Annotated in this window: 11 protein-coding genes; 1 reads left to right on the top strand and 10 read right to left on the bottom strand. The window is 49.7% G+C overall.

The features are described from left to right. The 6 genes from AC2T0J_RS17440 to AC2T0J_RS17415 all read right to left on the bottom strand — a co-directional run bounded on the left by AC2T0J_RS17440 (nucleotide 1) and on the right by AC2T0J_RS17415 (nucleotide 8,056). Nucleotides 1-2,781 (bottom strand): DUF349 domain-containing protein, encoded by a 2,781-nt coding sequence (locus AC2T0J_RS17440; RefSeq protein WP_489807034.1) that lies wholly within the window; start codon nucleotides 2,779-2,781, stop codon nucleotides 1-3. After that, the gene (locus AC2T0J_RS17435) at nucleotides 2,771-3,064 is read right to left on the bottom strand and encodes a YeaC family protein (RefSeq protein ID WP_296044376.1); all 294 of its coding nucleotides are present in this window, start codon (nucleotides 3,062-3,064) and stop codon (nucleotides 2,771-2,773) included. The genes AC2T0J_RS17440 and AC2T0J_RS17435 overlap by 11 nt, the downstream gene beginning before the upstream one ends. Then, nucleotides 3,061-3,390 (bottom strand): zinc ribbon domain-containing protein, encoded by a 330-nt coding sequence (locus tag AC2T0J_RS17430; protein ID WP_279321115.1) that lies wholly within the window; start codon nucleotides 3,388-3,390, stop codon nucleotides 3,061-3,063. Before AC2T0J_RS17430 ends, AC2T0J_RS17435 begins: the two co-directional genes overlap by 4 nt. 197 nt (nucleotides 3,391-3,587) lie before the next feature. Beyond that, on the bottom strand, nucleotides 3,588-5,255 hold the full coding sequence (locus AC2T0J_RS17425; RefSeq protein ID WP_489807033.1) for an alanine/glycine:cation symporter family protein: 1,668 nt from the start codon (nucleotides 5,253-5,255) through the stop codon (nucleotides 3,588-3,590). A gap of 33 nt (nucleotides 5,256-5,288) precedes the next feature. Next, the gene (locus AC2T0J_RS17420; RefSeq protein WP_489807032.1) at nucleotides 5,289-6,419 is read right to left on the bottom strand and encodes a M14 family metallopeptidase; all 1,131 of its coding nucleotides are present in this window, start codon (nucleotides 6,417-6,419) and stop codon (nucleotides 5,289-5,291) included. Nucleotides 6,420-6,610: 191 nt separating this feature from the next. Then, nucleotides 6,611-8,056 carry a glyceraldehyde-3-phosphate dehydrogenase gene (locus AC2T0J_RS17415; protein WP_489807031.1) on the bottom strand — a complete coding sequence of 482 codons (1,446 nt, stop codon included), beginning with the start codon at nucleotides 8,054-8,056 and terminating at the stop codon, nucleotides 6,611-6,613. A gap of 133 nt (nucleotides 8,057-8,189) precedes the next feature. Between AC2T0J_RS17415 and AC2T0J_RS17410 the strand changes: the two genes are divergently transcribed. Next, entirely contained in the window at nucleotides 8,190-9,074 is an 885-nt protein-coding gene (locus AC2T0J_RS17410; RefSeq protein WP_489807030.1) for a DUF2989 domain-containing protein, read from the top strand. A gap of 134 nt (nucleotides 9,075-9,208) precedes the next feature. On the opposite strand, the gene msrB is transcribed toward AC2T0J_RS17410, so the two are convergent. The 4 genes from msrB to glgB form a co-directional block, all read right to left on the bottom strand. After that, nucleotides 9,209-9,589 (bottom strand): peptide-methionine (R)-S-oxide reductase MsrB, encoded by a 381-nt coding sequence (gene msrB, locus AC2T0J_RS17405; protein WP_489807029.1) that lies wholly within the window; start codon nucleotides 9,587-9,589, stop codon nucleotides 9,209-9,211. A 27-nt stretch (nucleotides 9,590-9,616) separates the two neighbouring features. Beyond that, nucleotides 9,617-11,161, bottom strand: coding sequence for an NADP-dependent phosphogluconate dehydrogenase (gndA, locus tag AC2T0J_RS17400; RefSeq protein ID WP_489810360.1), 1,545 nt, complete (start codon nucleotides 11,159-11,161; stop codon nucleotides 9,617-9,619). 218 nt (nucleotides 11,162-11,379) lie between these two features. Then, nucleotides 11,380-13,461, bottom strand: a complete 2,082-nt coding sequence (glgX, locus tag AC2T0J_RS17395; protein ID WP_489807028.1) for a glycogen debranching protein GlgX — start codon at nucleotides 13,459-13,461, stop codon at nucleotides 11,380-11,382. Between the two features lie 2 nt (nucleotides 13,462-13,463). Then, on the bottom strand, nucleotides 13,464-15,650 hold the full coding sequence (gene glgB, locus AC2T0J_RS17390) for a 1,4-alpha-glucan branching protein GlgB (RefSeq protein ID WP_489807027.1): 2,187 nt from the start codon (nucleotides 15,648-15,650) through the stop codon (nucleotides 13,464-13,466). Between the last annotated feature and the right edge of the window lie 44 nt (nucleotides 15,651-15,694).

Here is a 15,694-nt window from a genome sequence, read left to right as displayed (position 1 = left end):
TTACTCTTCTCCGTGTAAGCCAAAGTGCACACACACGTCAAACAATCGTTGTCTGAAAGGCTGCGTGTCGAGCTTGGCCAGCACGGCCTGACTGGCCAACAGCTCACTAATCAAATGGTAAGCCGATGGCAGCGACTCGCCATTAAGCTTTGCCTGCATCAGTTGTAGTTGCACGGTAGAACGCAACGAGCCATCCGCTTCTGGTGAGTCCAGTTGTGCCAGTACTTCAAGGGTGAGTAACGTTTTAAGCCACTCCTGGGGTTCGTCGACGCCATTTCCCTTAAACCACAAAGACGGCAACTTCGGGTAATCTCCATTCAAAGCTGAAGCTGGCTGTTCAGCGGATAGCAACTGCTCCAACATTTGCTCCGTGGCACTGGCAAAGGCATCATTCAGTTGTTGATCAACCAAGGTATCCAGCGCTGCCTGCACCGATGCCAGCTCTTTAGTCAGCGTCTTTTGAAGCTTACTGTCGTTCAACTCTTTTAAGGCCAACTGGCATTCATCAAGCAAGTGCTGAATATCGCCAGGTGAGCTCTGCTGACTCTCCATTACTTGCTGAATCTGCTGCAGTTGTTCACGCCACTGGTTAGCGGCCTGTGACTGGGCTGCTTTCTGCTCAGCCTGCACTGACTTAGCCTTGTTAAACAGGCTGTCGTTAGCCGCCTTAAACGCAAACCACAGTTTCGACTCAAAGCGCTTACCCGCTGGCCCGATAGTTTTCCAGCGGGCCTGGAGTGCCTTGGCCTGAGTTCTGGCCTGCTGAATGTCGTCGAGCTCGTTGAGAGCGTTAACCTGATCAATGAGCTCTTGTTTAGCCTGACGGTTTTGTTGTAACCATGGAGTAATCACCTCAGTCACGGCACTACAGGCCTGATCCCAGGCTTCGCGTAACTGACGGTAACGCTCGCTGTCGGTTTGTCCAGCCTGCTGCCACTGCTTTTTCAGGGTTTCAAACTGTTGAAACTGCTGCGCCGGATCATCTGATTCGACGGCTAACGTCAGTATCTGGTCAACTAATTGCTGACGCTCGGCGGCGGCTTTATCGTTTTGTAATTCCAGTTCGGCGTAATAGCGGCGGCACGGCTCAAAAGCCTGCTCCAGTAATTCGTCAAAGCGAGTATTTAAGGCCTGATCTTCCACCGTATTTGACTCACCCAGACTCTGCCACTGCTGCCTGAGGTATTTGATTGAGCGCGCCCTGCCCGGCATATCATTCTGGCTTTCTTGCAGTAGCGCTTCGGCCTGCTCGATAAGTTCCGGCTTACGCGGTGCGGCCAGATAAATCTGCCAGCCTTCCAGCCGGGCAATTTGCTCCCGAGTTTGTTCAAAACGTTTCTCAAGCATGGCCCGGGTATCAGACGGTAGGCTCTGATAATCCTTTTCAAGCTGCTGGAAACGCGCCATGGCTGCACGGTATTTGCCCTGCTCCACCATGTTATTGATGATGTTAATATGCTTACGACAGTGCTTGAGGTGGCGCTGCTGGCTCGACTGGCGCTGTTGTTCGCGGACTTTCAATTGCTCCAGCAAAGTTTGCCATTGAGAACGTAAAAACGCCGGAACAACGGCCATCGACGCTGTTTGTTCCCGCCAGCTGGTTTTGATCTCGTTAAGCTGCCAGGTGACGCTGTCATCTTCCAGCCACTGCTGCCAGGCGTGTAATTGTGTTTGCAGCGCCGCGACCTGGCGCTGTAAATCCGGCAGTCGATCCCAGATATGCCGGTAACTCTCCAGCATGCTTTCAATTTCTTCCGTCGGCGTGGCATATTCCTGTAACGCTGCCAGCGCTTTTTCGGCTTTCTCAACAGCCTGCTGAAAAACCGTGACTTCACCCAGAGTCAGACTGAGTATTTGTTCGCCCTGTAATTGCTTGTGCAGTCGTTTCACTTCTGCCACAGCCTCGGTACAGGCCTGTTGGGCTTCTTTATGAGCAGCGGCCCGCTGCTGTGCCTCAAACTCTGGCTTAAGCCGGGCTAACAGCGCTGAAACGCGTTCATTGAGCGACGTTAACTTAGCTTTATATTCTTGCCGTGTATCCTCATCGAGGCAGTCAAAATCAGCTTTTAGGGCCTGATACTCCTCGTTGAGTGAAGCCTGGTCAGCACTGATCTGCTGAAAGTCGGATTTATCCAGTAACGCTAGCAGTTTCGATAACACCAGGGTGACTTCCCGGCCCAGTCGAACCGGTTTTTGTGTCAGTTCCTGTAAATGCTCAAGGCGCTTTGATAAAGCCTGTTGCACAGTTTCATCGGTTGCTTTACGCAACAGCTTTTGTAATAAATCAGAATCCTGGCTTTGTTCGATAATAGCGAGTTTTAACGCTAACTCAGGGGTCGCTGAAAACAGCTGTTGGGTAAAACTGCTGCGTCCCAGATCGTTAAGAATATCCAGGCAAAAGGTTTTATCCTGATGCAACTCTGTCATCAGCGGCAGACACTTAATCACCTGCTCCGCCGGGGCAGATTTGAGCAGGTACTCTTTGATTTCCTGCTGACTGATCTCAGCATTACCATCAATCAGGGCACATTCAACCCTGGCCTGAGCAGCAGTGACTAGCCGCGGCTCTTTGGCAATCTGTGACATTTTCAGCCACAGAGCAAAAGAGTTAAGCTTTTCCAAGGCCGCCAGACTGACTGCCGTGGCCGAATCATTAAAGGCTAATTCATGCAGGATGCGTCTTTCGTTAGGCGAATCTGGCGATAATTTTTCAATGGCTTTAATTCTTGTGTCCGGATCATTACTACTATGGGAAGGCGAAAAAAATCGACTAAATATCATCCTGTTTAAACCGCGCAATGGATTGTTCATTAGACTGGCTTTCGCGTAATTCGCGACGCAGCTCACTTTTGCTCTTGTGGATAATCTCGCCACTTTCGCCAACCGTCATATGTTCGTTGGATTGAGCGACTCTGGCCTGGTACAACAATACCGCCTGCAGACAATTTTCTTTTTGTTCGTCAGACAGCACCTTGCCATCAGGCCATTTACCCGTTTCGACTGCCAGGCGCAAACGTTCGTAAACGTCTGGCGTCATGGCTGCGAGAAGTTGTTCTACATTCATTTACTCGACCGTTTTAAAAGCACAATTCGCACGCGATTGATGCCATACCATAAAAAACCGATTACACAGGCCATCAGGGCTGCGGAATGCTGAGTGTCGCCTGGCGATACCCCCCCCCAGTACATAAAGCCGAAACCACCAATAAATAACAGCATAGCGAGCATAGACTGGTTTTGAATACTGTGCATTTTCTTAAACCGTTTCATGTTTTCCTTACGCTCGATATCCTCTACCGAGGCTTCGCCGTAAGAAAAATCGCAGTTAGGGCAAGTCTTGGCTTTATCTGACATCTTCTTACCACACGACGGACAATCAATTAACGCCATTCTATCTCCTCTAATCGTTTTTTCCGGATGTCTGACTGCCAGCCTCGCAGACCGGCCAGTGAAAAAACTATCACACTTCGCGCCTTTGCGAGGCACAGTTAAACACCATATCAAAAAGCCAGGCATCCCCCCTGGCTTTTCAAACAATGCCGGCGGCGTCAGTGTTTTTACTGACAAAAGCCGGCTCTGGTTTACTTTTACTTTTCGTTCTCTTTAACACGCTGCCAATAATGATCGACAGTCTCTTTCATCTCTTTACTCAGTAATAAAATACCGAACAGGTTAGGCAGGGTCATTACCACAATTGCCACCGCTGAGAGTGCCCACACCAGGGTTGTATCAGAGAATGATGCCCAAACAAACCCGGCCACATATATTACCCGGTACGGCATAATTGAACGTGGCCCTAACAAATAAGTCATGGCACGGTCACCGTAGTAAGACCAGGCAATGGCGGTTGAGAAGGCAAATAACAACAAGCCAATGGATACAATGTACTGACCGAAGTCACCAAACCAGCCACGGGTAAAAGCAATAGTCGTCAGCGAGGCGGAATGTACCAACGACTTTCCCTGAATAATCAGGTTTTCTTTCAGCGGCTTGCCGTTTTCAATCTGCAGGGTACCAGAGAATGGATCTTCGCTGCCCACCAGGTATTGAACGTCCTCGGCAACAGAACGGGCGTTGATCAGCGTGAAGCCACCGGTTACAGCAGAACCATTTACCACTGTAATCGCACCGGTATAACTTTCTACTTCGTTGCCATCAACACTGTTTAAGAAACCGTAGAGTTGCGACTTATCGGCTTCGGCTTTGTCGGTATACTCACCGGCCACAAACACCATGTCAGAACGGTCAAACACGTTTTCGTGCTTTTCTTTCCAGACACCAGACGACAAAATCACCAGACCCGTAATGGTACAGATAATAATGGTATCGATAAACGGCTCAAGCAATGACACCATCCCTTCCGACGCCGGCTCTTTGGTTTTGGCCGCCGCGTGAGCAATTGGCGCTGAGCCCTGCCCGGCTTCGTTAGAGAATAATCCCCGGTTTACCCCGCGATTAAACGCATAAGCCAGTGACGCACCAAGGAAGCCCCCTGCTGCCGCTGAACCGGTAAAGGCATCACTAATCACCGACATAAACGACGGCACTACATTCTCAATATTGGCAAAAATCACTGCCAGCGCACCAATAAGGTATACCACCGCCATAAAGGGGACAACCCGGGCAGTAAACGCAGCAATACGCTGAATGCCACCGAGAATAACCAGTGCCAGTAAAATACCCAGTACGCTTCCTACGATCCATGGTTCAAAACCAAAGGTGGTTTCGATACTGGTGGCAATGCCGTTACTTTGTGGCAGGTTACCGGTACCAAAAGACGAAATAACCGTCGCAATAGCAAAAGCAACCGCCAGCCATTTCATGTTCAGACCACGATCCATGAAATACATAGGGCCGCCTGCCATGGTGCCATCTTCGGTTTTTACCCGGTATTTGTGTGACAGCGTGACCTCAACAAACTTGGTTGTCATGCCTAAAAATGCCGTTGCCCACATCCAGAACAACGCCGCCGGACCACCCAGGAAAATCGCAAACGCCACACCACTGATGTTACCTGTTCCTACCGTGCCGGATAAGGCAGTGGTGAGTGCCCGAAAGTGTGTGGTATCGCCCGGATCGTCGTTATGATCGTACTTGCCGGTAACCACTTTCCACGCATGTTTAAAAAAGCGAATTTGCGGAAATTTAAGATAGATCGTAAAAAACAGACCGACGCCTAACAGCACAAAGGGAAACCAGTCGGCTCCCCCGAGCATCCCGTCAAGCGACGTCAAAAAATTAAACAAGCCTTCCAAACCAGTTCCCCTTGTTGTTAATGTTTATTGTTGTTATGTCCTTAAACTGCCAACCACGTTGTACGCGGCGACCAGGATATCTTCGCCAAACTGCTGGCATCGTTGCACAGACCAGCCGAATAATGGATCAGGTAAATTATTATTATCTTTAAAAGGCATTTCTATCGTATAGGCCAGACATTCAAACGCTTGACCTACTGCGTTAGACGCAATAGTCAGGTCAGCTTGTCCGGGTTTGTCCTTGGCATAGCCAAATTCATCCTGAAACTCAGGCGTGGCCATCAGTAAGGCATCTTTAAACTGATTTTCCAGCGCTTTGAGTTTATCGTTGTAAGCTGGGATCCCCTCGCCGCCTGCTACAAAGTTATACGGCAGCGCTTCGTCGCCGTGCAAATCGAGATACATGTCGACGCCAAATTCACGCATGGCATTCAACACGTAATACACTTCCGGGCTGCGCTCAAGGGTGGGTGTTTTCCACTCGCGGTTAAGGTTAGTGCCCACGGCATTGGTGCGTAGATGCCCACGGGCACTACCGTCAGGATTCATGTTTGGCACAATGTAAAACACTGCTTTTTCCAGTAGTGCCCGGCTCAGACCGTCCTGTTCATCCAGTAAACGGGCGATAATGCCTTCGGCACACCACTCGGCCATACTTTCACCCGGGTGTTGGCGCGCGGTGATCCAGATATTACGCTTGTCTTCTGCGGGTTCACCAATCACCAGCATCGACATGTCGCGGCCGTCAAGGGTATCCCCCAGATACTTAAGCTCACAAAGTGGTGAACACTGCGCATCGGCTAACAGGTCGAGATGGCGCTCGTAGCTGTACGGGATAAAGTAAGCAAAATAAACCTGTGGCTGCTCCAGCGCAATGCTAAAGGTAAGACTATCGCCGTTAAAGTCACTGTCGACCCGAAACCAGGTCTGGCGGTCATAGGAGGCCAGCACATTGTATCCTTCCCAGCCTTTTGGATAAGCCGAAGAAGCCAGATCACTGATGTGCAGGGTATGTAGTCGGTTGACTTCACCGGTCAGGCGAAAGTGAAACCACTGATAAAAATCGGATTGATTGTCTTTATTGATCGCGAGCATGATGTCATCAGGCTGCTCGGCACGGATTACGCGGATATTACCGCTGTCAAATAGGCTGGAAATCTGCATCTGTCGTTATAGTTATCTGTTTTATTTGGGTGTGCGAATAGCAGTAATTTAACACAGTCGAGTTTAACAATACTATGCACTTAAACGGGGAAAAGCGGATTTTTATGGATTCTGGCTAACTATTAGTCAGTTAAGCGCGGATAAAAAACGGCACCACTAAAGGTGCCGTTTAAAGCTTGTACAATTGTAGTTTAAGCTGGCAATGTCGGCACGGTAATGCCGGCCATATCCATCGCCACACGCATTACCTGGCAGCTGTAGCCAAATTCGTTATCGTACCAAACATAAAGGGTTAAGCGATTATCCGCGACGATGGTTGCCTGCGAATCAACCACCGACGCCGCACGAGTACCAACCATATCGGTGGATACCACCTCGGTAGACGCCGTGTAATCAATCTGATGCTGCAATGATGAGAACAAAGCCGTATCACGCAGGAATTCATTCACCGCTACTTTGTCAGTGGTTTTATTCAGATTCAGATTCAGAATCGCCATCGACACGTTAGGTGTAGGTACCCGAATAGCGTTACCGGTAAGTTTACCGGCCAGTTTTGGATACGCCTTGGCTACAGCCTTGGCGGCACCGGTTTCGGTGATAACCATGTTCAGTGGTGCGCTGCGGCCACGACGCTCGCCTTTATGATAGTTATCAATCAGATTCTGGTCATTCGTGTAAGAGTGGACCGTTTCAACGTGACCGTTAAGAATACCGTACTCTTCATCCAGCGCTTTAAGTACCGGCGTGATTGCATTGGTGGTACAACTTGCTGCCGAGACAATGGTATCAGATTCAGTAATATCGGTATTATTTACGCCGTACACGATGTTTTTAATATCGCCTTTACCCGGCGCGGTCAGCAGGGCTTTAGCGGTACCTTTCGCTTTAAGGTGCAGGCCCAGGCCATCGCGGTCACGCCAGATACCCGTGTTATCAATTACCAGCGCGTTGTTAATACCATACTCGGTATAATCAATTTCATCCGGGCTGTTGGCGTAGATAACCTGAATATAAGAGCCGTTGGCTTTCAGAGCGTTACGTTCATGATCGATTGTAATACTGCCGTTAAATGGCCCGTGTACTGAATCACGACGCAGTAAGCTGGCACGTTTTTCAAGGTCGCCGTCACGGCCACCGCGAACCACTATCGCCCGTAAGCGCAACTTGTTGTTTTGTCCCTGACGCTCAATCATCAGGCGCGCCAGTAAACGACCGATGCGGCCAAAACCGTATAGCACAACGTCCTGTGGTTCATGATCATCTGATTTATCAACCACCGCGGCTAACTTATCCTTCAGATATGCGGTAAGATCAGTTTTATCAACGGCACTGCCATAATGGAAATCAAACGCCAGTTTACCAATGTCAATCTGGGCTGGTGCCAGTTGCATGTCATTGATGGCTTCTAAAATGGGGTAGCTCTCGCGCAGGCGCAATTTAATGCCTTCGTGCAGACGGACTTTACGATGAGCTTTGATTACATCAATCGCACTGGCGTTTAGCAGCGTGCGACCGTACACAGAGATTTCGATAGACTTATTACGGTATAATTTACCGATAATCGGTAACATCATTTCTGCGTATTCCTGGCGCTCCTGCCAGCTGGATTGCAATTCTTGCTCAAAGGGTTGGTTCATACTAGTGCCTTCATCAAATAAATCATGTATAAAATTGACGATGTGTACAGGAATATGTGGTTGTACGTCAGAACACTCTCACCGCTTATTCCCGTCGGCAGGTATTCTAAATAATCGAAGAGGTAACTCCAAATTGTTGAAAAATTTCAGAAAATCAAAAAAAACAATAAAACAGCGGTATTTATTAAGTAATTTTTCCACACTTTTAAAAGGTGTTGCTTATCTTGCTTCTGCACTGTTTATCACTGCGTGTGGCGATTTATTTGCGCCCAGCATTAAAACTATTTGTGAGGATTACCCGCATTTTTGTGCCGATTTGAACACCGATGGCTGGTGCCGGGCAGAACGTTCAGAAATCATTCGTCATCGATTTAACTTCAAAGACGATGACAGCGACCGTCCCAAATTTGATTTACTGGTTAATTATGAAAACTACGAGTCGTGTATCACTAAAGCATCGCAAATAGAATACATCAAATACCGCGATAAAGAGTTTGCCCGTAAGGAAGCCACGGTTTCCATCAACAAAGCATTAAAGCAATTACAATGGCAAACCAAGAACTCATCGGACCCTTATATCTCTTATTATCAATGGTCTAGATTCGGCTACGAGGATGCCAGAGCGCGTTTTGTGGCGGCTGCCAGACAAGGTGTGTTCAGTGAACCGAAGTACTATATCGACCTGGCCAGCATTCTGATTGCCGATGATCCACTGGCAGCCCGGGATGCCCTGTTTATGGCACTAAGTCAGTACGCCAACGTTGAGCAGGAAATTGACGGTCATATCACCAGTATGCTGATGTCGCTGTCGATGGACATTGAAAATTACCGTATGGCGTATGTTTGGACCAAGGTAACCAATCATTTTGCCGACAGTATCGATAACAGCCAGTTGACGGCATTAAGCAATCAGTACAGCTTACCGGTAGACATTCTCGATCGACTGGCAGACGATATAACCGACGCAATTGAAGCCCGGAACTTCGACGCCCACGCGTTGAAAATTGATCGTCTGTGATGGCATATTTGAAATTTAATTACAGAAAAAAACTTCATTTTTTTTCAAATATTGGTTATTGCGTCCAGAAATAGCACGAATATTTTTCAGCAGGCGAGCCGATTTGTGGCCGCCTGCTAAAAGGAGTCCGTAATCTAGTCCGGATTAAAATCCAGACTGACAGAATTAACACAATATCGCTGACCGGTAGGCGCCGGGCCATCGCTGAAGACGTGACCAAGATGGGCATCACAGTTTTTGCAATAAATTTCGGTACGTCGCATTCCGTGACTTTCATCAAAGCGATAACCAACATTGTCATCGTTACTTTGGGAAAAGAATGATGGCCACCCACAGCCGGATTCAAACTTACTGGTATCGTCGAACAGTTTTACGCCACAGCATTTACACACGTAGCTGCCACTGCGTGACTCATACAATAAGGTACCGGAGAAAGGCCGCTCAGTGCCGGCAAGGCGGGTAACCCGGTATTCCTCGTCGGTGAGTTTGTCGCGCCATTGATCGGTATCAGTCATAATTCCCTCCTCGCACTGACAGGCTTGCTACTGGATAAGCTGTAACGGACGAGATGGATCACTCCATTCAATATGGTATTTCTCTGCGGCCGGTTTATCGGTGCGCGAGAAAGTGTGAGCGCCAAAGAAATCCCGTTGCCCCTGTAACAAATTTGCTGGTAGCACCGCCGTGCGGTAAGAGTCATAGTAACTTAGCGCTGACATCATAGCAGGACAAGCAACGCCCTGTACTGCGCTGAGCGCAACGGTGGCCCGCCAGTCCGCCTGATAGGTAGCAATTTGTTCAGCAAAGAACGGATCGACCAACAGGTTGGGCAGGTTGATATCCCGATCGAATGCATTGGAAATAGACTGCAGGAATACGGCTCGAATAATACAGCCAGCACGCCATATTTTGGCAATTTCAGCAAAATGTAGTGTCCAGCCCTGCTCTTGTGCGGCCGCGTTCATAAGCTGGAAGCCCTGGGCATAAGCACAGATTTTGGAACAATACAGCGCATGTTCCAATTGATTAATTACCGCTTCGCGCTGAGCTTCGCTAACCTCTGCCAGTTCCGGGCCGGTCAGCACCTTAGCCGCCTCAACCCGTTCGGATTTAAGCGCCGACAGGCTGCGGGCAAATACGGCCTGGGCGATAGTTTGGGCCGGGCTGCCAGTTTGCAGAGCGCTTACAGCAGTCCACAGACCAGTACCTTTCATCCCCGCTTTGTCGAGAATAACATCAACCAACGGCTGCTGTGTTTCAGGATCTTGCTGGTCGAGTACTTCCGCGCTGATTTCAATTAAGTAGGAGTCCAGCGGGCCCTGATTCCAGCGTCGGAAAACAGCGGCAATTTCGCCAGGCGTCATACCCAGCGCGACACGCATAATCTGGTAGGCCTCACAAATTAGCTGCATATCGGCATATTCAATACCATTGTGGACCATTTTAACGTAGTGACCCGCACCATTAGGGCCAATGTAAGCAGCACAGGGCTCGCCATGTTTAACCGGCTCTCCGGGCGTTGCCGTTTCAATAGGCTTACCGGTTTCAGGATCGACCTTGGCAGCAATAGCACGCAACATCGGACCAACGCGTTGCCAGGCTTTTTCAGACCCGGAAGGCATCAGTGAAGGACCAAAGCGGGCGCCTACCTCACCGCCGGAAACGGCAGTGGTAAAGAACAGGAACTTATCCGCAAAGCGTTGTTCACGCGCTACTGAGTCACTCCACAAACTGTTACCGGTATCGATGATTACATCATCGCTATCAATGCCGGCGGCGATAAGTTGTTCACATACCCTATCCACCGGTTTACCAGCTGGAATTGAAAGTAAAATAACAGCGGGAGAAACCAATGAACTGCGCAGCGCTTCGAGGGTATGCACTGATACGATCCGGGTGGAATCAGCACCATTTTCGTAGCGGTCCTGAGCAACAATGGCATCAATTCGTTTAGCGTCCAAATCAAAACACGCTACCTGATAACCATGATCAGCCAGGTTGAGCGCCAGGTTTTTACCCATAACACCTAAACCAATGACACCAATATCACATGAATTATTCGGCTGAGAACCGCCACTATTTTGCATCAAGAAACCCTCTACACTTCGATGGGTGGGCATAATACCATCGCCTTACGGAATGAAAAGCACAACCGGCCGATTAACGCTATTTTGTGCCACTCAACAGCTCTGGCTGACAGCCACTGATGATGCTGGTTAACCGTTACAACAGCCGGCTTCAGACAGATACTGGTAGTATAACAGTGTTTAGCGGCCAACTTCGAATTTGCCGCTGCCGGCGTTCGCTAGCGTGGAAAACTGGTATACCGGAACAATGCAAAGGAATACGCCGCCTGTAAGAACAGATGCTGAATGCGCAGGCTGGGTTGCTTGGCCGGGTGACTGTAACGGGTATCCAATATCAAAGACCAGGCGCCGTTAGGCGATTTTAACGGGGTATTAAACTTAATATTCCGATCGCTGGCGTTAAAACACAGCAGCCAGTGTTCACACTTATCGCCTGCTTCCTGATGGCCAATAATTTCAACCGCAAAGGCTTTATTACCGCCGGCCTGCCAATCGTCATCCCCTTTGCCGGAACCATCAGGCTTATACCAGTTAACTTCAGAGATATTGGGATGTAACTGATAAGTATCGTCTGGCAGATACATTCGACTCAATAGCTCAGACTGCTGGCGAATGGCAATGACCTGCTGGCAGTAGGCCAGAAAATCCTGCCGGTACTTATCCAGTTCCCAGTCATACCAACTGATTTCATTATCCTGGCAATAGGCATTATTGTTACCCTTCTGGGTGCGACTCAGCTCATCACCGCCCAGAATATGCGGCGTGCCCTGGGAAAACAGCAAGGTGGCAAACAGGTTACGTTTTTGCTGCGCCCGCAAGGCCAGAATCGTTTTCTCCTGAGTTTCCCCCTCCACACCGTAATTGGCCGAGAGATTATGGCCGTGACCATCGCGATTTTCTTCGCCATTGGCGTCGTTATGCCGTTCGGCATAGCTCACCAGATCCTGTAACGTAAACCCATCATGATAGGTCACGTTATTTACCGAGGTATTGATGGAACGATAGCCTTTATGAAACACATCGCGCGACCCCATCAAACGCGTAGCAAAATCGGCTGTCGTGCCGTTATCACCGCGCCAGAACGCCCTGACACAGTCGCGAAATTTATCATTACACTCCAGCCAACGAGCACCAAAGGTGCCAAGCTGGTAGCCTCCGGGGCCAATGTCCCATGGCTCAGCAACCAAGACCGCAGACTTTAATACCGGGTCCTGATAAATGGCTCGAAGCAATCCGGCAAACACCGAGAATTGCTGAGGATCTCGTCCCAGACAGGCGGCCAGGTCGAAACGAAAACCGTCTACGCCAATGTCGCTTACCCAGTATCGCAACGCATCCATGATAAGCGTGGTCATGATAGGATGTGCCGAGTATACGGTGTTGCCACAGCCGGAGTGATTACTATAAACCAATGAGCCTTTTGCCGTTTGTTCCATCAGATAGGCCTGATGAGGAAACATGCCTCTGAAACACAACACCGGGCCGTCTTTACCGCCCTCTGCGGTGTGGTTGTAAACCACGTCGACTATAACCTCCAGGCCTGCCTTATGATATTCGTCTACCATGGCCTTACACTCGTTAAGCGGATCGCTGTGAGCATAGCGTGGCTCAGGGGCAAAGTAATTTACCGGATTGTAGCCCCAGTAGTTAGTCAGCCCTTTTTCGGTAATGTAAGGTTCAGGCATAAATGATGCTAACGGCATAAACTGCACTGAGGTGATACCCAGCGACGTCAGGTGGTTGAGCACCGCCGGATGACTGGCGCCCAGATATTTACCCTGTTGTTCCGCTGGAACCTGTGGATGGCGCTGCGTGAGCCCCTTTACGTGGGTCTCATAAAGAATACGTCGATGTTTTTCAATGACCGGCTTCGGTGGGCGAGATGCGACCTCAGTTGCGGCGACCACGACCCCTTTCGCTACCATAAACTGGCTGTCACCCTTATACTGGCGGGCATTCCAGTGCATTGGCCGACTCAACTGCCTGGCGTAAGGATCGATCAGTAATTTATCGGTGGGTGAATAGTGCAGACTCTCGCTACCGCGGTCAACGCGATAGCCATATAGCATACCCTCGCCCACGCCTTTGATCCGGGCGTGCCACACATCCCCGGATTTCGCCGGCATGACAATCTCATCAAGGGTTTCTTCGGTGTCCGCGTGAAACAGGCACAGAATAACCGCTCTTGCGTCGGTACAAGTCACCGCAAAATTACAGCCATCTTCCGTTAGCGTAGCGCCCAATGGAAAAGGACTGCCTAAATTTACCTCCCTGGAGGAATAATTCCGTGCGCCGCTCAAGGTCACTCCTTGTTAAATACGATGAATAAAGTTGCCAGTGGGGGTAAGTTCACATTAATCGAGTAAGGCTGTTGATTCCATGGTACCGGTTCAGCCACACACTGCTGCGGTGTTGCAGCGCCACTGCCCCAATATACGCGATCATCGGTGTTTAATACCAGTTGGTATTCTCCCGGCCGCTGCACGCCAAGGCGAAAGTTTTCCCGCGGTGCAGGTGTCATGTTACTAATCACATAAACCTGCTGTATACCAGTTAAGCTGTGACGCACAAAAGAGAACACACTTTGTTCATGGTTATGCAGGTCAATCCAGTCAAACCCGGCTGGATCGTGGTCCTGTTCATGTAAGGCTGGCAAAGCCTTGTAAAGGTGATTTAAATCACGGTAAAGGCGTTGTATACCCTGGTGCTTGTCAAAGTCCAACAAACGCCAGTCAACCGATGCATCATGATTCCATTCACTACTCTGGCCAATTTCATTGCCCATAAAATTGAGCTTTTTGCCCGGGTGACCAAACATAAAAGCGGCATAACAGCGGTGATTGGCCGCCTGCTGCCATTCGTCACCAGGCATTTTACCGATCAGACTGCCTTTGCCATGGACGACTTCGTCATGGGAAATCGGTAACACAAAATTCTCGTCAAAGGCATATACCATGCTGAAGGTCATTTCAGAGTGGTGGTAAGTACGATAGGCCGGATCCTTGCTGATATAATGCAAAGAGTCATGCATCCAGCCCATGTTCCACTTAAAACCAAAGCCTAGCCCGCCATCAAAAACCGGCCGTGACACTTTCGGAAAGCTGGTAGATTCTTCGGCGATCGTCATCGCGTGCGGGAAATGACGATAGACTTCCTCGTTCATCCATTTCAGCAGACTGATTGCCTCGAGGTTTTCATTACCGCCGTGAACATTGGGGATCCATTCGCCATCTTCCCGTGAATAATCCAGGTACAACATACTGGCCACCGCGTCGACGCGCAGACCATCAACGTGAAAGTGCTCGAGCCAGTACAGGGCATTGGCAACCAGGAACTGTCTCACCGTATCCTTACCAAAGTCATAGATACAGGAGTTCCAGTCGGGATGCCAGCCGCGCCGTGGATCGGCGTACTCATACACATGACTGCCGTCAAAACGGGCGAGACCATGGCCATCTTCCGGGAAGTGTGCCGGTACCCAATCAATAATAACGCCAATATCATTCTGGTGGCAGATATCAACAAAAAACTTAAAATCGTCAGGCGAACCAAACCGACTGGTGGGAGCAAATAAACCCACCGGCTGATAGCCCCAGGAGCCATCGAACGGAAACTCAGAAACCGGCAACAACTCAATGTGGGTGTAGCCCAGTTCAGTCACATAGGCGACCAGTTGTTCAGCCAGATCGCGGTAACTGAGATAGCGCTGCTCAGGGTTACCCGGCCGCTTCCACGAGCCCAGATGCACCTCATACACGCTCATGGGAGTCTGGTATTTATTCTGCCTTGCTGTTTTTTCAAGCCACTTTGCATCCTGCCATTCATAGCGTTCGTGATCGTAAATCAACGACGCATGGGAAGGATATTGTTCGGCATAAAATCCCAGCGGATCGGCTTTGTGCGGTAACTGATGACCATTAGCATCCTTCACCTGATACTTGTACCGCGTACCATCAGCAAGACCGGGAACAACCAGCACCCAGTACCCCATATCGGTTTTTTGCATTGGGTGGCAGCGCCCGTCCCAGCCGTTAAAGTCGCCAATCACCGATACCGCCGAGGCATTTGGTGCAAACACCGCAAATCTTATGGCCTGGCCGCTGAATCCGTCGCGTTCCAGGGTAATATGCTGCGCCCCAGCCTGACGGTAAAGGTTTTGCGGCTGATGATCAATAAAGTGCACAGCATGATAGGCTTCGGTCTGAAACTGATACGGGTCAGTAACCAGCGATTCACCGTCTTCAGTGGTAACTTTCAACTGATAGGCAGACGTGCGGCTGAGCCCTTCAATGACGCCATTGAACAGCCCGTCTCCGTTTATAGATGCCAGCGTACCCAGCGATTCAGCCGACACTGCATCGACCACTTCAACGGCCTGCGCGCCTGGTTGCCAGTACTGCACAAAGGTATTCGTGCCATTAAATTGCGGGCCTAACACGGCGAACGGGTGCTGGCACTGTGCCTGGGCTAACTGTCCTTCAAATTGCATTCCTGACTCCTACTTCATTTGCGGCGTTGCGATTAACTTACGTT

The sequence above is a fragment of the Alteromonas sp. ISO5 genome (assembly GCF_058105165.1).
This window is presented reverse-complemented; position numbering and strand designations above follow the sequence as displayed.

Excerpts from the sequence above, each read along its gene's own strand:
- AC2T0J_RS17415 (WP_489807031.1), bottom strand. The coding sequence starts at position 8,056 with ATGAACCAACCCTTTGAGCAAGAATTGCAATCCAGCTGGCAGGAGCGC.
- gndA (WP_489810360.1), bottom strand. The coding sequence starts at position 11,161 with ATGCAAAATAGTGGCGGTTCTCAGCCGAATAATTCATGTGATATTGGT.
- AC2T0J_RS17430 (WP_279321115.1), bottom strand. The coding sequence starts at position 3,390 with ATGGCGTTAATTGATTGTCCGTCGTGTGGTAAGAAGATGTCAGATAAA.
- glgB (WP_489807027.1), bottom strand. The coding sequence starts at position 15,650 with ATGCAATTTGAAGGACAGTTAGCCCAGGCACAGTGCCAGCACCCGTTC.
- msrB (WP_489807029.1), bottom strand. The coding sequence starts at position 9,589 with ATGACTGATACCGATCAATGGCGCGACAAACTCACCGACGAGGAATAC.
- AC2T0J_RS17435 (WP_296044376.1), bottom strand. The coding sequence starts at position 3,064 with ATGAATGTAGAACAACTTCTCGCAGCCATGACGCCAGACGTTTACGAA.
- AC2T0J_RS17420 (WP_489807032.1), bottom strand. The coding sequence starts at position 6,419 with ATGCAGATTTCCAGCCTATTTGACAGCGGTAATATCCGCGTAATCCGT.
- AC2T0J_RS17440 (WP_489807034.1), bottom strand. The coding sequence starts at position 2,781 with ATGATATTTAGTCGATTTTTTTCGCCTTCCCATAGTAGTAATGATCCG.